General features: G+C 62.4%; 22 protein-coding genes. 9 read left to right on the forward strand and 13 right to left on the reverse strand.

Going from position 1 to position 19,332, the window contains the following annotated elements; all coding sequences use genetic code 11:
• Positions 1 to 804, forward strand: coding sequence for a DUF72 domain-containing protein (locus AB8A50_RS11200; protein ID WP_439077682.1), 804 nt, complete (start codon positions 1 to 3; stop codon positions 802 to 804).
• 16 nt (positions 805 to 820) lie between these two features.
• Here the strand turns inward: AB8A50_RS11200 and AB8A50_RS11205 are convergent, their stop codons facing one another.
• Complete coding sequence (locus AB8A50_RS11205; protein WP_439077683.1) at positions 821 to 1,783, reverse strand: Bug family tripartite tricarboxylate transporter substrate binding protein; 963 nt, start codon at positions 1,781 to 1,783, stop codon at positions 821 to 823.
• A gap of 144 nt (positions 1,784 to 1,927) precedes the next feature.
• Between AB8A50_RS11205 and AB8A50_RS11210 the strand changes: the two genes are divergently transcribed.
• Positions 1,928 to 2,392 carry a DUF488 domain-containing protein gene (locus tag AB8A50_RS11210; RefSeq protein ID WP_439077684.1) on the forward strand — a complete coding sequence of 155 codons (465 nt, stop codon included), beginning with the start codon at positions 1,928 to 1,930 and terminating at the stop codon, positions 2,390 to 2,392.
• Between the two features lie 133 nt (positions 2,393 to 2,525).
• Positions 2,526 to 3,368, forward strand: coding sequence for a cellulose biosynthesis protein BcsS (bcsS, locus tag AB8A50_RS11215; protein ID WP_439077685.1), 843 nt, complete (start codon positions 2,526 to 2,528; stop codon positions 3,366 to 3,368).
• Positions 3,369 to 3,376: 8 nt separating this feature from the next.
• Here the strand turns inward: bcsS and AB8A50_RS11220 are convergent, their stop codons facing one another.
• The 10 genes from AB8A50_RS11220 to AB8A50_RS11265 form a co-directional block, all read right to left on the reverse strand.
• Positions 3,377 to 4,699, reverse strand: coding sequence for an adenylate/guanylate cyclase domain-containing protein (locus AB8A50_RS11220; protein ID WP_439077686.1), 1,323 nt, complete (start codon positions 4,697 to 4,699; stop codon positions 3,377 to 3,379).
• 53 nt (positions 4,700 to 4,752) lie between these two features.
• A complete protein-coding gene (locus tag AB8A50_RS11225; protein ID WP_315844185.1) occupies positions 4,753 to 5,079 on the reverse strand; it encodes a DUF4189 domain-containing protein in 327 nt (108 codons plus the stop codon).
• Positions 5,080 to 5,234: 155 nt separating this feature from the next.
• Positions 5,235 to 6,839 carry an NTP transferase domain-containing protein gene (locus AB8A50_RS11230; protein ID WP_439077687.1) on the reverse strand — a complete coding sequence of 535 codons (1,605 nt, stop codon included), beginning with the start codon at positions 6,837 to 6,839 and terminating at the stop codon, positions 5,235 to 5,237.
• Complete coding sequence (locus AB8A50_RS11235; RefSeq protein ID WP_439077688.1) at positions 6,836 to 7,552, reverse strand: XdhC family protein; 717 nt, start codon at positions 7,550 to 7,552, stop codon at positions 6,836 to 6,838. The genes AB8A50_RS11230 and AB8A50_RS11235 overlap by 4 nt, the downstream gene beginning before the upstream one ends.
• Positions 7,549 to 7,878 carry an XdhC family protein gene (locus AB8A50_RS11240; RefSeq protein WP_068736040.1) on the reverse strand — a complete coding sequence of 110 codons (330 nt, stop codon included), beginning with the start codon at positions 7,876 to 7,878 and terminating at the stop codon, positions 7,549 to 7,551. Before AB8A50_RS11240 ends, AB8A50_RS11235 begins: the two co-directional genes overlap by 4 nt.
• Before the next feature lie 11 nt (positions 7,879 to 7,889).
• The gene (locus tag AB8A50_RS11245; protein WP_175365834.1) at positions 7,890 to 9,056 is read right to left on the reverse strand and encodes a vWA domain-containing protein; all 1,167 of its coding nucleotides are present in this window, start codon (positions 9,054 to 9,056) and stop codon (positions 7,890 to 7,892) included.
• Positions 9,057 to 9,246: 190 nt separating this feature from the next.
• Positions 9,247 to 10,155: an AAA family ATPase gene (locus tag AB8A50_RS11250; protein WP_320444863.1), complete on the reverse strand. Its 909-nt coding sequence runs from the start codon at positions 10,153 to 10,155 to the stop codon at positions 9,247 to 9,249.
• Between the two features lie 38 nt (positions 10,156 to 10,193).
• A complete protein-coding gene (locus AB8A50_RS11255) occupies positions 10,194 to 11,000 on the reverse strand; it encodes an FAD binding domain-containing protein (RefSeq protein WP_089264989.1) in 807 nt (268 codons plus the stop codon).
• Between the two features lie 46 nt (positions 11,001 to 11,046).
• Complete coding sequence (locus AB8A50_RS11260; RefSeq protein ID WP_089264990.1) at positions 11,047 to 11,532, reverse strand: (2Fe-2S)-binding protein; 486 nt, start codon at positions 11,530 to 11,532, stop codon at positions 11,047 to 11,049.
• A 171-nt stretch (positions 11,533 to 11,703) separates the two neighbouring features.
• Positions 11,704 to 12,150 (reverse strand): SRPBCC family protein, encoded by a 447-nt coding sequence (locus AB8A50_RS11265; RefSeq protein ID WP_089264991.1) that lies wholly within the window; start codon positions 12,148 to 12,150, stop codon positions 11,704 to 11,706.
• 210 nt (positions 12,151 to 12,360) lie between these two features.
• Here AB8A50_RS11265 and AB8A50_RS11270 point away from each other — a divergent pair, with 210 nt between their 5' ends.
• The 3 genes from AB8A50_RS11270 to AB8A50_RS11280 are packed head-to-tail and all read left to right on the forward strand — an operon-like array spanning position 12,361 to position 14,916.
• Complete coding sequence (locus AB8A50_RS11270) at positions 12,361 to 13,710, forward strand: 3-carboxy-cis,cis-muconate cycloisomerase (protein ID WP_439077689.1); 1,350 nt, start codon at positions 12,361 to 12,363, stop codon at positions 13,708 to 13,710.
• Between the two features lie 23 nt (positions 13,711 to 13,733).
• Positions 13,734 to 14,513: a 3-oxoadipate enol-lactonase gene (gene pcaD / locus AB8A50_RS11275; protein ID WP_231080065.1), complete on the forward strand. Its 780-nt coding sequence runs from the start codon at positions 13,734 to 13,736 to the stop codon at positions 14,511 to 14,513.
• Between the two features lie 13 nt (positions 14,514 to 14,526).
• Positions 14,527 to 14,916, forward strand: coding sequence for a carboxymuconolactone decarboxylase family protein (locus AB8A50_RS11280; protein WP_120292724.1), 390 nt, complete (start codon positions 14,527 to 14,529; stop codon positions 14,914 to 14,916).
• Between the two features lie 12 nt (positions 14,917 to 14,928).
• Here AB8A50_RS11280 and AB8A50_RS11285 read toward each other — a convergent pair whose 3' ends face one another.
• Together AB8A50_RS11285 and AB8A50_RS11290 are read right to left on the reverse strand one after the other, a co-directional pair.
• Positions 14,929 to 15,540, reverse strand: a complete 612-nt coding sequence (locus AB8A50_RS11285) for a hypothetical protein (RefSeq protein ID WP_439077690.1) — start codon at positions 15,538 to 15,540, stop codon at positions 14,929 to 14,931.
• Positions 15,541 to 15,778: 238 nt separating this feature from the next.
• Complete coding sequence (locus AB8A50_RS11290) at positions 15,779 to 15,931, reverse strand: hypothetical protein (RefSeq protein WP_170849538.1); 153 nt, start codon at positions 15,929 to 15,931, stop codon at positions 15,779 to 15,781.
• A 318-nt stretch (positions 15,932 to 16,249) separates the two neighbouring features.
• Between AB8A50_RS11290 and AB8A50_RS11295 the strand changes: the two genes are divergently transcribed.
• The 3 genes from AB8A50_RS11295 to AB8A50_RS11305 are packed head-to-tail and all read left to right on the forward strand — an operon-like array spanning position 16,250 to position 19,327.
• Complete coding sequence (locus AB8A50_RS11295; RefSeq protein WP_089264995.1) at positions 16,250 to 17,167, forward strand: ABC transporter permease subunit; 918 nt, start codon at positions 16,250 to 16,252, stop codon at positions 17,165 to 17,167.
• 10 nt (positions 17,168 to 17,177) lie between these two features.
• Positions 17,178 to 18,500, forward strand: a complete 1,323-nt coding sequence (gene livM, locus AB8A50_RS11300) for a high-affinity branched-chain amino acid ABC transporter permease LivM (protein ID WP_439072326.1) — start codon at positions 17,178 to 17,180, stop codon at positions 18,498 to 18,500.
• Positions 18,497 to 19,327, forward strand: coding sequence for an ABC transporter ATP-binding protein (locus tag AB8A50_RS11305; RefSeq protein WP_439077691.1), 831 nt, complete (start codon positions 18,497 to 18,499; stop codon positions 19,325 to 19,327). Before livM ends, AB8A50_RS11305 begins: the two co-directional genes overlap by 4 nt.
• Positions 19,328 to 19,332: the final 5 nt, after the last annotated feature.

Raw genomic sequence — 19,332 nt, forward strand, 5'->3', positions numbered from 1 at the left:
ATGGTTGCGAAATCCGGACAAATCCGTATCGGCATCGGCGGTTGGACTTTCGCGCCGTGGCGCGGGGTGTTCTATCCGGAGAAACTCACGCAAGCGAAGGAGCTCAGCTATGCCGCGTCCAAGCTGACCTCGATCGAGATCAACGGGACCTTCTACGGCTCGCAGAAGCCGGAGAGCTTTCGCAAATGGGCGCGCGAAGTGCCGGAAGATTTCGTATTCTCGCTCAAGGGCCCCCGCTTCGCAACCAATCGCCGGGTGCTTGCCGAAGCCGGCGAGAGCGTGAGCCGGTTCTACGATTCCGGCGTGCTCGAACTCGGCGACAAGCTCGGCCCCGTTCTGTGGCAATTCGCGCCGACCAAGAAATTCGACGAAGCCGATTTCGGGAAGTTTCTCGAATTGTTGCCGACAGAGCTCGGTGGGCGCAAGCTGCGCCATGTGGTCGAGGTCCGCCACGACAGTTTCTGCGTGCCGGCCTTCATTGCGCTGCTACGACAGTTCAAGATCCCCGTGGTATTCTCCGAACACGCCACCTACCCGGCCATTGCCGATGTCACCGGCGACTTCGTCTATCTGCGTTTGCAGAAGGGTGAGGACAGCATCAAGACTGCCTATCCACCGAAGGCGCTGGATGCCTGGGCCAAACGTTTCGAGACCTGGGCCGGCGGCGGCGAGCCAACCGACCTACCACGCGTCGACGACGCCAAGGTCAAGAAGCAGCCACGCGACGTGTTCGCCTATGTGATCCACGAGGCCAAGGTGCGTGCACCACACGGTGCCATGGCGTTGATCGAGCGGGTGACGTAGCGCCCGCCAGCATTACTCAATCGAGCTTGATGCCGGCCTCGCGGATCAGTTTTGTCCAGGTCGCATGTTCTGATGCGATGAAGTCGTTGAGCTTGTCGTCGGGCATATCCCAGGGCTCACCGCCGCTTTTCTCGAACCGCTCCTTCAGATCGGGCAACACCGCCCGAATGTCCTGGCGGAGTTTTGCGATTACCGGAGGCGGCGTTTTTGCCGGCACGAAAATGCCCAGCCATGAATCCACGTCGAAGCCGGGCACGCCCGCTTCGGACATGGTCGGCACGTCAGGCGCCAGCGGGCTCCGCTTCGACGACAGCACCGCGATGCCCCTCACCTGCCCCGTCTGCACATAAGGCAGCCCGGCAGCAATCGAATCGAAGAACAGATCGATACGCCCCGCCAGCAAATCGGCGAAGGCCGGTGGAGATCCCCTGTAAGGCACCTCCTGCAGCTTGACGCCGGCAGACTTCATGAAGGCCGCGGCCACCAATTGCTGGCCGGTCCCGACGCCGGCCGTCGCCACAGTGATCGACCCCGGCTTGTCCAATGCGGCCGCGACGATCTCCTTCGGCGTCTGCTGCGGCAGATCCTTGCGGCCAACCATGATGTAGCCAAACTTGTAGACCAGCGCGACCGGCACGAAATCCTTCAGCGGATCATAGGCAAGCTTGGCGTAGAGCGCGGAGTTGAAGGCCATGTTGGAAAGGCCGCCGACCATCAGCGTATAGCCGTCGGCCTCGCTCTGGGCCGCAGCCTGCGTGCCCACGACAGTGCCCGCTCCTGGCTTGTTCTCGACAAAGAACGCCTGCCCCGTTCGCTTCGCCAGCGCGTCGGCGAGATGCCGCCCGACCAGATCGTAGCTGCCGCCGGGCGCGATCGGCACGATAATTCTGACCGGACGATCCGGATATGCGCCTTGCGCCAGAGATGTGGACTGAAACGACACAAGCGCGAGCGCGATTACGCCTAACGCACCAACCATGCGAACCATTATTCCCCCGGTGATATCAGCCATTGAACTGGCGGAGTTTGTTGAGTTGACTATGTGCCATGTTGCAAATGGGAGCAACGCCTCGCGGCTGGCCGCGACATTGTGCCAATCATCTGTCGATCACGGGGTGCTCACATGGCCCGCAAGATACCTCGCCTCTTCACCGTCGGTTACGAGCAAACGCCAGCGAAAGCCGTGCTCGATGAACTGCAAAATGCCGGCGTCAAGCTGCTGGTCGATGTGCGTGCCGTCGCCGCATCGCGGCGACCGGGCTTCTCCAAGAATCAGCTCGCTGCCGGCCTCGACGAGCGCGGCATCGGCTACGTCCATCTGCGCGGACTGGGTACGCCCAAGGACGGCCGCGAAGCCGCACGCAGCGGCAAGCTCGCAGCGCTCGAAAAGATCTATATGGCTCATCTCAAGACACCGCAGGCACGCGAGGAGATGGATGAGCTGGCGGCGCTGGTGACGAAGTCCGGACCGGTCTGCATCCTTTGCTACGAGCGCGACCACGAACACTGTCATCGGCGCTGGATCGCCGAGATCATCGAGGAGCGCGAAGGTGCCAAGATTCAGAACCTGCTGCCGTCGCAGCTTTGAAGCCGCGCGACGATCTCACAGCAGTTTTTTTCAGATTATTACTTATCCACACTGGACGTAGGCTTATCCCCAAGATAATCTACCTTAAGTTGTATTTTTATGTTGTGTTTCTGTTGCGTTGGGTGGGGGCTCGATGCGTTGGGGACTGGCGTTACGCGCATTATGCGTTGCAGCGGCCGCATATTCCTGCGGCGTAGCCTCGGCTCAGGATGTCGGCGAGATCGATACGACGATCGAGCCGGCATCCGGCTCATCGAGCTTTTGGTCGTCCCTGTTCGACACGCGTATCAAAAAACGGCGCGCCTTCGATTTTCTCTCCGGAGGCATGCCGGACCGCCTGATGTATTTCGGTGGTGTCGATGCGTCGCATTGGAGCCTCGGTGCCTATGGCGGCCTGCAATGGGCCCCCGCCGGCCTCAACAAGGATGGCTTCATCCTGCGTTTCTTTCTGTCGGAAAACCTCGAACGCTACACGACAGGCACGCGCTCCGACTACACCCAGATCAGCCGCGCGGCGATCCTGCCGGGCTACCTCATCCGAAGCGGCAATCTGGAAGTTCAGCTATTGGCTGGCCTCGATATGGAAGCCGACTATTTTTACCACGATCAGCGCCGCTCCCGGCTTCGCGCGATGCTCGGCGCGCGGGGCACGATGGATGTCTGGTGGGAGCCGACACGCGAGCTGATGCTGCAATATGCCATCTCTGGCACGACCATCGATACTGGCTATACCACACGCATTGCAGCCGGTTGGCGCCTGTTCGATTTGTTCTGGATCGGCCCGGAGGCAGCACTGTCGAACGACTATTTCAGCCGACAGACCCGGATCGGCGGCCATCTTACTGGCTTGCGCACCGGTCCTTACGAATGGTCATTCGCCGCGGGACATGTGCGGGACAATTTCGAGCGCCAGGGCGTCTATGCGCGCTTCGGCATGGTCATGCGACCGCCCCGCGCGCCATTCTTCGAGAACTGACGCAGCACTCAGCCCAAGCGCCAGATAGCCTGCGGCAGGTCATAGCCGCGGATCGGCACATCGCCGAGCAGCTCCGCATCGCTGCAAGTGTCGCCCAAGGCGTCGCGTATGGAAGCAGAGATCAGCAGTTGCGAGCCGAACTGTTTGTTGAGCGCCTCAAGCCGAGCCGCGAAGTTCACGGTATCGCCGATGACGGTGTATTCCTTGCGACGCGGGGAGCCAACGTTGCCGGCAATCACGGCCCCAATATGAAGCCCGATGCCGATGCGCAGGGGCCATTCGCTGTCCTGATTGCTTTGCTCGACAGCTATGAGCATCTCGCGTGCCGCCTGCACGGCGCAATGCGCCGCATTCGGATCCTCAATGGGCGCTCCGAACAGCGCGAGAAATCCGTCACCGAGAAACTTGTTCACGATCCCGGAATGTCGATCCAGCACCTCGACCAATAGAGCAAAGGTCTCGTCGAGCCGATCCACCACCTCGCGGGGCGAATGCACACGGGTCGCTGCGGTAAAGTTACGGATATCGACGAACATCACCGCGACCTGACGCATCTCGGTCGTGGAGTTCGTTCCCGACGCCAGCAACCGCTCCACAACTTGCGGCGAAACATGTTGACCGAACAGATTGGTGACACGATCGCGCGCCGAAGTTGCCGCGATGCTCGCCTCGAACTGGCGACGGAGTTGCAAGCCGACGGCGCCTGCAAGAATACCGCAGAGCAGGACCATGGCGCTGCGGATAAGCTGAAACGCAAAATCCGGCGCGGGTTCGGAAGCGAATTGCACCGGGTGATACAGCATGGCCAACGCGAGCATCTGGGCGGCCGCGACAAAGCCGGTAAACGTCGACAGCCAGAAATCGAGCCGAAGCGTGGATAGAATGATGAAGATGAAATAGGACAAAGGCGCCGCAAATGCCAACGCCGCCGCCGGCCCCATCCAGCCCATATGGAGATGCAGTGCGGCCGTCGGAATGCTGGTCTCGATGAGTGCGCTCAGATAGCGCCGTCCCTGCGCAATATCCTGCCCTGCGGCGATGCGCTGATTGACCTTGTAAAGAACGAAGAACTCGAACAGCAGCAGCGGGCCCGTGATCATAAAAGACGATTTAAGATCGAACTGGCCATTGGATATGCGCGCGAAGCTCGATGGCGCCAGCAGATAGGCGATGGACAGCGACAGCGTCACGATCGCCACGGTGCCAATGACCGTCTTGACCCGCAACCGTTCGGTCAACAGCATCTCGCGGCTCAGCGCCTTGCGAAATTCGCGAACGGACGGATCGGCGTCGGTGGCAGACTTCAGAAGTGTCCGGAAAAATTGAATCATTGCAGCAGTCTAGCTGCCGCAGGCCCATTGAACGAGATATTTGTCGGGGAGCTCTAGCCCTTGGCGTCGCAGGCCCAGGCGCGGATGACACATTCCTTACCGCCGTAGTCATAGCATTTCTTGGTCGCCTGGTTCAGCGAACTCGAAATACGGGGCGCCACGGCATAGCCGTGTGCGCCGCAGGGATTCTTCATATCCACGGCGAAGGCGGCACAGGCACGGTTCATCGTTACGGTCGTGCATTCGCCCTTGCACTGCTTTTTAGCGGCCGCCAGCGCCGCCCCCTGCGCCGGATAGTCGAAGGCCTGGCCATAGGCACCGCACTTGCCCACGGCGAGGGCACCAGCGGCCGAAGCCACGTCCATGGCACCGACGCTCATCAACAAGGCAACGGCGAGAATCGCGCGACGACACGCGGCAACAAACAGTGACAATTTCCCCTCCCCCGAGGTCGATCGAGGCAGACGCTAAAGGAAGGGCGTTTCAACTTGGTGAACGAAAGTGCAATGCGGCGGCCCGCCGCGTACGCCATGCGTTAGCCGCTCCGCGCGTCTTCCAGCGCCTGCGGTGTATCGATATCGAGGAAGGCGCCGTGACCTTCGACCGCCACATCGGCAACGGCTTCGGCGTGCTTCATGATCAGGTGCCGAGCGCCGATATCGCCGTCCAACGTCATCAACTCATTGAAGAAGCGCCGAGACCACAACACGGGATTACCGCGACGGCCCTCGCTTACAGGGACGACGATGAGGTTGCCGCGATCCGGCGCGAAGGCTTCGATCAACCGGTCGATCAAGCGGGCATCGATCAGCGGCATGTCGCCGAGACAGACCACGGCTCCATTGGCATCGGCCGGGACCGCCGCGATGCCGGCTTTCACCGAACTGGCAAGGCCATCAGCAAAATCAGGGTTGTAGACGAACGTGACTTTGAGTCCGGCCAGCGCCTTCTCGACCTCCGGCGCCTGATGACCTGTCACCACCGTTACGCTCGACGCTTTCGATGCGATCGCCTGTTCGGCGACTATCCGGACCAATGCCTTGCCGTTGAGTTCGGCGAGCAACTTGTTCGGCCCCCCCATCCGGGTCGAACGACCGGCGGCCAGAATAACGGCGGCGACGTTGCTGTTGCCATCGCTGCCGACGGGCACGCGCGGTTGCGGCCGGGTGACGATTTCCATCAGCAAACCGCCGACGCCCATGCCTGTGAGATCCGAACGCGTGACCTTGAGGCCGGCCAGCAGCCGCATCAACACCCAGTCGAAGCCGTTCTCAACTGGGGAGCGCGCACAGCCCGGCGCACCCAGCACCGGCACGTTGCCGGCCCTGCCGATCAACAGCAGATTGCCGGGATCGACCGGCATGCCGAAATGTTCGATGGCGCCGCCGATTTGCTCGATCGCCGACGGAATGACGTCACGGCGGTCGGCAATGGCCGAGGCGCCGAACACAATCACCAGCTCGGCGCCGAGCCCGAGCAATTCCTTGATTGTCTTTGCCAGCACCTTCTCGTCGTGCGGCACGCGGCGCTCGGCAATGATCTTCGCGCCCGCCGGCGCAAGGCGCTCCTCGGTGACACGCAGAGTCTTGTCGATCACCTTCGGCGACAGCCCCGGCAACAACGTCGAGACGATGCCGACTTTCTTGACCGTGTAAGGCGCGATCCGCATTGCGCCGCCCGAGGCCGCCTGGACGGCCGCGTCGCGCAGCGTACCGGCGACGCCGAACGGGATCAGCTTGACGGTCGCGATCATTTCGCCTTCGACCACCGGCTTGTAGGCCGCCAGCGTTGCGAAGGTGATGGCTTCATCGACGGCATTGATGCGATCGACGATGGCGCGATCGACGACCAGCACGCCCGGCGTCCCCGCAAACAGATTGGCGCGGCCCGTGAAGGCACGCTCGACATTAACGCCCTCGCCCGCCACCGCCCGCGCGATACTGGCTGCAGCGACGTCTTCGGACACATCGCCGTCCTCGAGACGCACGACCACGACATCCTTGACGCCCGCGCCGGTCAGCGCTGCGACTTCAACGGGACCGATAGTGGTGCCCTTCTTGAGAACGAGCGAACCCTGACGCAGCGTATGGACGGTCACGCCGCCAAGTGCATCCGCCGGACTGGCGGGACCGAACTTCATGGGTTGCTCACTTTGGACAATTCCGCGGGTATCGTCTTGGGCATGCGCAGTTCGGCGGTGATCTCGGCCATGATCGAGACCGCGATCTCCGATGGCGAAACAGCACCGATATTGAGACCGATCGGCGCCTTGATCCGCGCGAAGTCAGCCTCGCTGACGCCCTGCGCCTTCAGCCGGTCGCCGCGCTTCGCGTGAGTCTTTCGCGAGCCCAGCGCGCCGATATAGAAGCAGTTCTTCTCGAACGCGTGCAGCAGCGCGGGATCGTCGATCTTCGGATCATGGGTCACGGCGACAAAGGCTGTGTAATGATCGATGTTGAGGCCCGGCAGCGCCTCTTCGGGCCATTCGGCGATCAGCTTCACGTCCGGAAAACGCTCTGCGCTGGCAAAGGCTGTGCGCGGATCGACCACCGTCACATCGTAATCCAGCGACCGCGCCAGCGGCGCCAAAGCCTGGCTGATATGGACAGCGCCGATGATCACGAGCCGTGCAGTGGGCGCATAGACGTTGAGAAACAGCTTCTTGCCGTCGAATTCAACCATCGCGCTCTTGCCCATGCGGAGCTGCTTCTCGAGCTCGGCATGCAGCGGATCGGCGCCGAAATCGGCAGCCTTCACCAGGCGTTGTGTTCCGTCGGATATATCGGTGATCAAAATAACGGGGCGCCGAGCGACGCGTTCCGTGTTCAGGGTGGCAAGTGTCTCGGCTTTCACGACTGACCAACCTTCTCAACGAACACGCGAATGGTGCCGCCGCAGGACAAGCCGACATTCCACGCAGTCTCATCGGCCACGCCGAATTCGAGCAATTTGGGCTCACCACTCGCAATCACATCGAGCGCCTCGGTGACCACGGCGCCTTCAACGCAACCGCCGGAGACCGAGCCCAGGAAGGTGCCGTCGTCATTGATGACGAGATTCGAGCCTGCGGGACGCGGCGCCGACCCCCACGTCTCAACCACGGTGGCCAGCGCCACGCCGTGCCCGGCCTTCTGCCACGCCTCGGCAGCCTGCAGGATGTCTTCATCGCGATTGAGCATGGAAGCCTCTCTTAAGCTGCGGGCCGGATCAGGCTGCGGTGATGGACCGGAGGCGCCGATGACAGCGCCTTGATCAGTCCGTCGATCGAACTCAAATTATGCACCGGGCGGAATTCGTCAACGTGCGGGAGCATCATTTTGATGCCCTGCGCTTTCGGCTCGAAGCCGTCGAAGCGCAATAGCGGGTTGAGCCAGATCAGCCGCCGGCAGGAGCGATGCAGCCGGTCCATCTCGAAGGCCAGTTGCGAATCCGCCTCCCGCTCCAAACCGTCGGAAATTAGCAGCACGATGGCCCCTTGGCCGAGCACGCGGCGCCCCCACAGCTTGTTGAAGTTGTGCAGCGACGCGGAAATGCGCGTGCCGCCGGCCCAGTCTTCCACCGAGGCCGAGCACGAGGCCAGCGCCTCGTCGGGATCGCGCGAGCGCAGCGCCCGCGTCACATTGGTCAGCCTTGTGCCGAACAGGAAGACCGAGACGCGCTTGCGGGCGTCCGTAATGGCATGAAGGAAGTGCAGGAACAGCCGGGTATATTCACTCATCGAGCCGGAGATATCGAGCAATGCGACAATCGGCGCCGGCTTATCGATCAGGCCTAGCCTGCGGATATCGATGATGTCGCCGCCCGTGCGCAGGCTACCGCGCAACGTGCGCCGCAGATCGAGCCGCGCGCCGTGCTTGTCCGGCTGGGTGCGGCGCGTGCGCAATTCAGCTTGCGGCAGCCGCATATTGGCGATGGCGCGCGTGACCTCGGCGATCTCCGCTGCGCTCATCTGCGCAAAATCCTTCTTCTGCAGCACTTCGCGGTCGGAGACCGAGAGCCTGATCTCCTGCTCCTGCGGCGCCTCTCGCTCTGTGCCCTGCGCCGGCTGCGCCATCGCCTCCTGCACGCGGCGCGAGGCCGGCGGCGGCTTGCGCTTGGCATCGTCGGGCAGCGGCACCGAATCCAGCATCTGCTTCCATTCGTCGGCCGCACGGAAGAACAGATCGAAGGCCTGGGCAAACACCAGCGCATGCTCGTGGCGTTTGACGAAGATCGCTTCCAACGTCGTAAACACGTCAGCGCGCTTGCCGATCTCGATCATCTGCAAGGCATTCAGCGCATCGATCACCGCACCCGGCCCGACCGGAAGCCCGGCGGCGCGGAGCGCACGCGCAAAGCCGATGACATTATCTGCCATCTGGCCAGTCGGTGGGTTGAGATGGTCGATGGGCAAACCTAACTCCGTCGTTCCGGGGCGGGCGCGCCACTTGCGCGACCGAACCTCAGCCACTCCAATTGGAGTGGTGGGGAACCTCGATGTGTTCAACTACTTCGGGATTCCGGGTTAGCGTTCGGCTATCGCCGCCCGCGCCCCGGAATGACGAGTGTTAATCGCTCGTGGCTTCCTTGATCACCTTCGCCAGCGCATCGCCCTGCATGCGCTGGATATCGTCCTGATACTTCAACAGCGCGCCCAGCGTATCGCCCACCACCTGCGGCGTCAGCGAGCGGGCGTCGAGTTCGGTCAGCGCGGTCGCCCAGTCCAGAGTCTCGGCAACGCCCGGCGACTTGTAGAAATCCTGATCGCGCAGTGCCTGCACGAATCTCACCACCTGCTGCGAGAGCTTTGCGGAGATGCCTGGCACCCGCGACTTGACGATGGCGAGTTCGCGCTCGGCGTTGGGATAGTCGACCCAGTGATACAGACAGCGCCGCTTCAGCGCGTCGTGAATCTCGCGGGTGCGGTTCGATGTGACGATGACGATGGGCGGGGCCGGCGCCTTCACGGTGCCGAGTTCAGGAATGGTCACCTGAAAGTCGCTGAGGATTTCGAGGAGATAGGCTTCGAACGCCTCGTCCGCACGATCGAGTTCGTCGATCAGGAGCACCGGCGCGCCGTTGACGTCCGGCTCGAGCGCCTGCAGCAGCGGACGCTTGATCAGGTAGCGCTCGGCGAAGATGTCGCTGGCCAACTGATCGCGGTCGGTATCGCCGGCGGCCTCGGCCAGGCGAATCGCGATCATCTGCGACGCGCTGTTCCACTCGTAGACGGCAGAGGAGACGTCGAGGCCTTCATAGCACTGCAGCCGGATCAGCTTGCGGCCCAATGCTGCCGACAGCACCTTGGCGATCTCGGTCTTGCCGACTCCGGCCTCGCCTTCGAGAAACAGCGGCCGGCCCATTTTCAGGGACAGATAGGTGACTGTCGCCAGCGAGCGCTCGGCGAGATAGCCGCGCGATGTCAGCAATTCCAGCATGCCATCGACGGAAGTGGGGAGCGCCGATGGCTTAGTCATGAGAGAACCAATCCGGAAAAGTGCGGACCTGACAAATATCAGGCCCGGTTGTTGGCAGCTTCGACCGCACGCTTGGCCAGCACGCCGATCAGATGCGCCCGATATTCAGCGCTGCCATGGAGATCGCTGTTGAGGCCTTCGGCCGGCACCGTAAGCCCGTCCAGCGCCTTTGGCGAGAACCGCTTCTGCAATGCAGCCTCGAACTCCTCGACGCGGAACACACCATCCGAGCCCGCACCGGTGACGGTGACGCGCACGCCCGAGGGCAGACGCGCCACGAACACCCCGACCAGCGCGTAGCGCGAGGCCTGGTTGCGGAACTTGATATAGGCGGCCTTCTTCGGCACGGGGAAGGAGACCTTGGTAATGATCTCGTCGGCCTCCAGCGCGGTCGTGAACAAGCCCTGGAAAAATTCTTCCGGCTTCAGCTTGCGCTTGTTGGTGGTGATGGTGGCACCGAGGGCCATCACGGCTGCGGGATAGTCCGCAGTCGGATCGTTGTTGGCCAGCGAACCACCGATGGTGCCCTTGTGGCGCACAGCGGGATCGCCGATCAGGCCGGCGAGTTCGGCCAGTGCCGGAATGGCTTCGCCAACGATCGGCGATGCCGCGACGGCGGCATGCTTGGCGAGCGCGCCGATCACCAGCGAACGCCCCTTCATCTCGATGCCGTCGACACCCTCGATATGCGAGAGATCGATGATATGCGGCGGTGCCGCCAAACGCTGCTTCATGACCGGCACCAGCGTGTGACCGCCGGCGATCAGCTTGGCGTCCTCGTTCTTGATGAGGAGATTGGCGGCCTGCCGCACGGTCGACGGACGATGATATTTGAATTCGTACATGGGTGGGGATCCCTGATTCGCGGTGCGCGATTATCGTTGTGCGTCGTTATGCGAGATCGGACTTCGCCATCGCCTTGGCGCCGGCTGCGATCGACGCCACGATGTTCTGATAACCGGTGCAGCGACAGAGATTGCCTTCGAGTTCTTCGCGGATCAGGTGATCGCTGAGATCATGCCCCTTGCGATGCACGAGGTCGACCGCGGTCATGATCATGCCCGGGGTGCAAAAGCCGCACTGCAGGCCATGATGCTCGCGAAACGCCTCCTGCATCGGATGCAGCGGCGCACCGTCGGCGGCGAGGCCTTCGATGGTCTTCACCTCGTGACCGTCGGCCATGACAGCGAGCGTGGTGCAGGACTTCACGGCCTTGCCGTCGAGATGCACAACGCAGGCGCCGCATTGCGACGTGTCGCAACCCACATGGGTGCCGGTGAGCCGCAGATTCTCACGCAGAAACTGCACCAGCAATGTGCGCGGATCGATATTGCCGGTGACGGGATTGCCGTTCACGATCATCGAGATTTTGGCCATATGCACTCTCTTGGTCCGCGTCCCATTGCGTGGCGACACGGTCATTAAAATCATTCCAAATGCATAATATGGCCCATCCCGGCAATGAGCAACCTCAAGTCGGGACGGTCTCTGATGCGTTTTCCTGCGGTATCAAGCACACTTGATCACCGCTATCGGACGCTCCGGGCCTTAGCCCTGCACAGCCTTGGCGAAGTTCGCGAAGAACTCGTCGGCGATCTTCTTGGCTGAACCGTTGATCAGGCGCTGACCGAGCTGGGCCAGCTTGCCGCCGATCTGGGCTTCCACATTGTAGGTCAGGAGCGTGCCGCCATCCTTGTCGGTCAGGCCGACGACAGCACCGCCCTTGGCAAAGCCGGCCACGCCGCCCTCGCCTTCACCAGTGATCTTGTAGCCGTTGGGCGGATCGAGATCGCTCAGCGTGACCTTGCCCTTGAAGCGGGCGGAAACCGGGCCGACCTTGATCTTGGCGGTGGCACGAAAGCCGCCTTCCTCTGTGGTCTCGAGCTCTTCACAGCCCGGGATGCAGGCCTTCAGCACTGCGGGGTCGTTGAGCTTTCCCCATACCACTTCGCGGGGCGCGGCAAGCTGGACTTCACCGCTCATCGTCATGGCCATGGGTCTGTCTCCTGAATTTGTCGCCGTCCGGAATTGAGGCTGTCATCCCCAAGGGATTGCCCCCAATCCCAAGTAATGCACGGACGGCGCAAAGGAAAGACCGCCCGGCGGGATGGGGCGACGTCTATTCGCAGTGCAACAGGCGACGGTGGCAAGAAGATTGCGGGGGGATTGGCAGACTCTCGCCGGAATGGTTAGGGTCCCGCACAAATGAGCACATCCCTGTCCCCTCTGCTGGCGCCCTTGTTGTCGAGCCCCGCGATGCGTGCGGTTTGCGATGATACCGCCCATTTGCAGCATATGCTCGACTTCGAAGCCGCACTGGCGCGGGCCGAGGCCGCAGTCGGGGTGATTCCCGCCAGCGCGGTGGCGGCCATCGAGACCGCCTGCAAAGCCGACCAGTTCGATCTCGCTGCACTCGCCGAAGCAGCCACGCGTTCCGGCAATCTCGCCATCCCGCTGGTCAAGACGCTCACCGCCAAAGTGGCGAAAGCCGATGCCGAGGCCGCGCGCTACGTGCATTGGGGCGCCACCAGTCAGGACGTCATCGACAGCGCAACCATGCTCGGCCTGCGCGCCGCCATCGACGCCCTGCTCGCGGATCTCGACCGCGCCATTGCCGGCTTTGCAGCCCTGGCGATCAAGCACCGCAACACCGCTGTGGTCGCCCGCACCTGGTTACAGCACGCGCTGCCGATGCCGTTCGGGCTGAAGCTCGCCGAATATGCCTCGGCACTGCACCGCTCGCGCCTACGGCTGAAACGATTGCGCGCCGAAGGCCTCGCACTGCAGTTCGGCGGCGCTGCCGGCACGCTTGCTGCGCTCGGAGACAAGGGGCTCGTCGTTGCAGAGCAACTCGCCAAGGAATTGCAGCTGCCGCTCCCCGATGCGCCATGGCACACCCATCGCGACCGGATCGCCGAAGTGGCTTCCGTGTTGGCGATCCTGTCCGGCAGTTGCGGCAAGATCGCCCGTGACGTCTCGCTGATGATGCAGACCGATGTCGGCGAGGCGTTCGAGCCCTCCGGCGAAGGCCGAGGCGGCTCCTCGACAATGCCGCACAAGCGTAACCCTGTGGCATCAGCCTCTGCGCTTGGCGCCGCGACCATGGCGCCGAATCTCGCTGCAACGATCTTTGCCGCTCAGATCCAGGATCACGAACGCAGTGCCGGACCGTGGCACGCAGAATGGCCGACGCTGCCGACGCTCCTGCTGGTGACATCGGGCGCTCTTGCCGCCATTGTCGATATCGCCGAAGGACTCGAGGTCGACACCGAGCGAATGCGCCTCAATCTCGATGAAACCAACGGGCTCATTATGGCGGAAGCCGTGACCTTTGCGCTCGCCGAAAAGCTCGGCAAGAGCGACGCCCATCATCTGGTCGAGGCCGCCACCAAGCGCGCCGTCGCCGAGAAGAAACATCTGCGCGATATTCTCACGGCCGATCCCAAGGTCAATGCGCAGCTCAACGCCGCCGCCATCGCCAAACTGTTCGAGCCGATGGACTATCAGGGTGTCTCGCAAGCCCTGATCGACCGCCAGCTCGCCTCACTCAAGTAATAAAGAAACGCGGGAGACACACCATGCCCATGATCGACGCCGACGGCTGCCTGCTGAATGTCTCCGTGGAGGGCCGCGACAGCGGGCCGACGCTGATGATGTCGAACTCGCTTGGCTGCACCATGGCGATGTGGGAGCCGCAGATGCCGGCGCTGACAAAGCTGTTTCGCGTGATCCGCTACGATCGCCGCGGCCACGGCAAGTCCGGCATGAACGGCCCGACCTCGATGGAACGCTACGGCAAGGATGTGCTGGCGATCCTCGACGACCTCAACATCGATAAGGTGCACTGGTGCGGGTTATCGATGGGCGGCATGGTCGGCCAGTGGTTAGGCGCCAACGCGCCTGAGCGTTTCAACAAGATCATCCTGGCCAATACTAGCTGCTACTATCCGGATCCGACCAACTGGCATAACCGCATCAAGGCGGTGCGCGAGGGTGGCCTCAAAGCGGTGGCCGACGCCGTCATCGGCGGCTGGCTCACTGCCGACTTCCGCGAGCGCGAGCCCGAGACCACCGCGAAGATGAAGGCGATGCTGATCGCCTCACCGGTCGAAGGCTATCTTGCTGCCTGCGAGGCGCTGAGCACGCTCGATCAGCGCGCGCTGCTGCCCAAGATCAAGAGCCCAACGCTGGTGATCGCCGGCCGTCAGGACAACGCAACACCGGTTGCGGCTGGTGAACTGATCCGCAGCAACATCCCCGGCGCCAGCATGACGCTCTTGGATGCCGCACACATCTCGAACGTCGAACAGCCTTACGCCTTCACTGACGCCGTAGTCGGCTTCCTGACGCAGCGCTGAACGGAGACCTAAGATGGACGAGCAACAGCGCGCCGCCGAAGGCACCGCAAAACGCCGCAAGGTTCTCGGCAATGCCTGGGTCGACAAATCGGCCGCCGGCAAGAACGCATTCAATGCGGATTTTCTCGACCTAATCAGCCGCTACGCCTGGGGCGAGATCTGGACGCGGCCGCATTTCGACGACCGCACGCGCCGCGTATTGGTGATCGGCACTATGCTCGCGCTCGGCCAGTGGGACGAATTCCGCATGCATGTGCGCGCCGCCCTCACCGAAGGCGGCTTCACACCGGATGACATCAAGGAAATCCTGCTGCAGCAAGCGATCTATTGCGGCGTCCCGGCGGCCAATCACGCCACCAAGGAAGCCGGCGCGATTATTAAAGAGCTAGGGCTGGCCATTTAGGCGACCTTTTATTTAGGCGACCTTCTGTAAAAGCTCCGCGTCGTTGGCTGCCTTGCCCGGCTGCCCGGGATCGAGCTCCTGCGCCGCCTCGCGACGCAGCGGCGGCTCGATCGCCATCAGCACCGCGGTGCCCAGCAGCAGCAGCAATTCTGTGATGTGCAGCCGCATAGCGACGATCTCGCCGACCTTTGATGCCATGATCATGCTGGCGAACGAGATCACGCCGCCGATACCGAGCGCCATCATCAACGCCTCATCGCAGCCGCCCGTCTTGCGGATTTTCGGCCGTGTGATGAACACCAGGAATACCGTGAAGAAAGCAACCACCGTCAGCTTGCCGACGGCGAGCAGCCACGCATAGCGCACCGTGCCCATGCCGGAAAATTGCATGTAGTCGCTGAGAAACAGCGCCAGTGAAATATTGGGGCGCTCATAGAAGCCCTGGATCGGCGAGACCATGATGCGGAATGCAAAGATGGTCCAGGTCGGGATGAAATAGCAGGCGATCAGCGCGCCCGTGAACGTGCTGATCCGCCAAGTCTGAAACGTACCGGTCTGAAACGTGCCAGCCTGCAGAGTTCCACCCTGATGGGCTCCGGTCTGGTCTGCGCTGCTCTGATCCATCACGTCGTCCATCGCTCTGCCGGCGACTCGCAGGAGTCGCACGCCTGCGCCGACGTAACGCCCGTTCAATCAGACGGACAACGTAAACCAATTGGTAACCTTAATTCGAAAATTGCCGGGATAACGGCGGGGGGAATACGATCGGGACTTGCCAAACGAAAAGCCCCGCCTTTCGGCGGGGCCTTCCACATGGGTCGCTGAGAACGACCCAAATCTCGATTGATGTCTGCCTGACGGCCTATCTCTGGCCCTGCCGGCCCGGGTCCTGCTCGTGGTCGGGCTTCATTCCACCGCCCTGCTGCTGACCGGGCTTCTGGCCCTGCTGCCCGGGGTTCTGGCTCTGCTGGCCTGGCTTCTGCTGACCGGGCTTTTGCTGGTTCTGATTGGACATTCTTCAATCTCCTGTGTTGAACCATTCAACGCCCGACAACGTGCAGCCCCGATCTTCGTTTCGGTTCCCGCGTGATGATTGCAAGGCCGTTGCGCGGCGCAACTGTGACACCGGAACAGCCGCAAATAAGGCGCGGATTTGTGTGCGCTGCGGCGCAAGCGAACGGACGCCAATCGCCGCGAAAAACAGCATGTACAGGCTACTTTAGCCGCACCAGCCCCTGTTGCCGCCTCCAATGGCCGCTGTTAGAAAACGATACAACGACGCCATGATCCGGCTGCCGGATCATGGTGGCGCCTCACTCGAATTCGGCAGCGCATGGATTATTTCGCCCAGCAACTGATCAACGGACTCGTGCTCGGCTCCATCTATGGCCTGATCGCGATCGGCTACACGATGGTCTACGGCATCGTCGGCATGATCAATTTCGCCCATGGCGACATCTTCATGATCGGCGGCTTCATCGCGCTGATCACTTTTCTCATCCTGGTGTCGATCGGCCTTACCGCGGTGCCGGTGATCTTGCTGCTGGTGCTTCTGGTCTCGATGGCAATCACCTCGCTCTATGGCTGGACCATCGAGCGCATCGCCTATCGTCCCCTGCGCCACTCCTTCCGCCTCGCGCCGATGCTGTCGGCGATCGGCATGTCTTTCGTGCTGACCAATTTCTCGCAGGTCGCACAGGGCGCCCGCGTCAAGCCGGTGCCGCCGATCATCACCGGCGGCTACACGCTGCACGAAGGTGCCGACGGTTTCGCCGTACGCTTGTCCAACATCCAGATCATCGTCGTCATCACCACCATCGTGCTGCTGGCACTGTTCACCTGGCTGGTTGCGCGCACGCGCCTCGGCCGCGACATGCGCGCCTGCGAGCAGGACCAGACCATGGCCTCACTGCTCGGCGTCGATGTCGACCGCACCATCTCCATGACCTTCGTGATCGGCGCAGCCTTGGCTGCGGTCGCGGGCATGATGTACCTGCTCTATTACGGCCTCGTGGATTTCTTCATGGGCTTCGTCGCCGGCATCAAGGCCTTCACGGCCGCCGTGCTCGGCGGCATCGGCTCGCTACCTGGCGCGATGCTCGGCGGCTTGCTGATCGGCCTGATCGAGACATTGTGGGCCGCCTACTTCTCCACCGAATACAAAGATGTCGCCGCCTTTTCGATTCTGATCGTGGTGCTGATCTTCCTGCCGACCGGCCTGCTCGGCCGCCCCGAAGTCGAAAAAGTCTGACGGGATCCAAGTGGCAGCAACCGCATCACAAGCAAAGACTGCCCGCGGCCCGGACGCCGCATTCATCCTCAAGAAGGCTGTGATCTCCGCGCTGGTGGCGCTGGTGCTGTTCTCGCTGATGATCGGCATCCGAACCGAAGCCGGCTCCGACGGACAGCTGACCTGGTGGACCCGCTTCGGCGATCTCGCCGCGATGGTCGCCGTGGTGTTCGGCGGCAGTATCGTCATGGAGCTGCTGCGCCGCTGGTGGGGGCCGGTGGGTACTGCGCGCGTGATGCCGCCTTCGGCGACCAAGGCATTCTCCTTCGCCGGCCGTGCGCTGGTGCCGGCGCTGTTGATCTTCACCTTCCTCGTCCCCGTGATCTTTTACGACGAGCGCTACATCCTCGATCTCGGCATTCTCGTGCTGACCTACGTGATGCTCGGCTGGGGCCTCAATGTGGTTGTCGGCCTCGCCGGCCTGCTCGATCTCGGCTATGTCGCCTTCTATGCCGTCGGCGCCTATTCCTACGCGCTGCTGGCCACCAATTTCGGCCTGTCGTTCTGGATCTGCCTGCCGCTCGCCGGAATCCTCGCCGCGTTCTTCGGCGTGCTGCTCGGCTTTCCAGTCCTGCGGCTGCGCGGCGACTACCTCGCGATCGTTACCCTGGCCTTTGGCGAGATCATCCGCCTCGTCATCATCAACTGGCAGACGCTGACCGGCGGTCCCAACGGCATCTCCGGCATTCCGCGCCCAACCATGTTCGGCATTCCGCTGACGCCCGGCGATGACGGCCTCGCTGTCCTCCTTCGCATCGAGTTCTCGCCGACCCACCGTATCGTCTTCCTGTTCTATCTGATCCTCGCCCTCGCACTGCTCACCAACTGGGTCACCATCCGCCTGCGCCGCCTACCGATCGGCCGCGCCTGGGAAGCGCTGCGCGAAGACGAAGTTGCCTGCCGCGCGCTCGGTATCAACACAACGACGACGAAGCTCACCGCCTTTGCCACCGGCGCCATGTTCGGCGGCTTCGCCGGCGCGTTCTTCGCGACCCGTCAGGGCTTCATCAGCCCGGAATCCTTCACCTTCCATGAGTCGGCGCTGGTGCTGGCCATCGTCGTGCTCGGCGGCATGGGCTCACAGCTCGGCGTAGCGCTCGCAGCGCTGGCGATGATCGGCGGTTTCGAACTGTTCCGCGGGCTCGAGCAATTCCGCATGTTGGTATTCGGCGGCGCCATGGTGCTGCTGATGATCTGGCGCCCGCGCGGCCTGATCGGCCACCGCGCTCCCACCGTCTTTCTCGAACGCAATACGGCAATCTCGTCCGACCTCGTCAAAGAGGGACACGGATGAACATCAACGACATCCTCAGCGTTGAAAATCTGACGATGCGCTTCGGCGGCATCGTGGCCGTCAACGATCTCTCCTTCACCGCCGAGCGCGGCAAGATCACTGCGCTGATCGGCCCCAACGGTGCCGGCAAGACCACCGTCTTCAATTGCATCACCGGCTTCTACAAGCCGACATCCGGCACCATCAAGCTGCGCCACAGCGACGGTGAATGGCGGCTGGAGCGACTGAACGATTTTCGCATCTCCAAGATCGCGAAGGTTGCGCGCACCTTCCAGAATATCCGGTTGTTTCCCGGGATGACCGCACTGGAAAACCTGATGGTGGCGCAGCACAACACGCTGATGCGCGCCTCGGGCTTCACGTTTCTCGGCCTGTTTGGCGTGCCCAGCTATCGCGCCGCAGAGAGAGCCGCGATCGATCTCGCGCGCTACTGGCTCGATCAGATCGGCCTATTGGAGCGCGCCGACGATGCCGCCGGCAACCTGCCCTACGGCGACCAGCGCCGCTTAGAGATCGCGCGCGCGATGTGTACCGAACCGGCATTGCTGTGCCTCGACGAGCCGGCTGCCGGCCTCAATGCACGCGAAAGCGCCGCGCTCAATGAATTGCTGCTGAAGATCCGCGCCGAGCACGGCACCTCGATCCTGCTCATTGAGCACGACATGTCGGTGGTGATGGAGATCTCCGACCACATCAACGTGCTCGACTATGGCGTGAAGATCGCCGACGGCACGCCGCAGCAGATCCGCGACAATCCCAAAGTCATCGCCGCCTATCTCGGTGCCGACGAGGAAGAAGCTATCGCAGTGATGGAGGGCGAGACGTGAGCGCC

Origin of the sequence: Tardiphaga sp. 841_E9_N1_2 (assembly GCF_051811065.1) — a bacterium.
GTDB lineage: Bacteria > Pseudomonadota > Alphaproteobacteria > Rhizobiales > Xanthobacteraceae > Tardiphaga > Tardiphaga robiniae.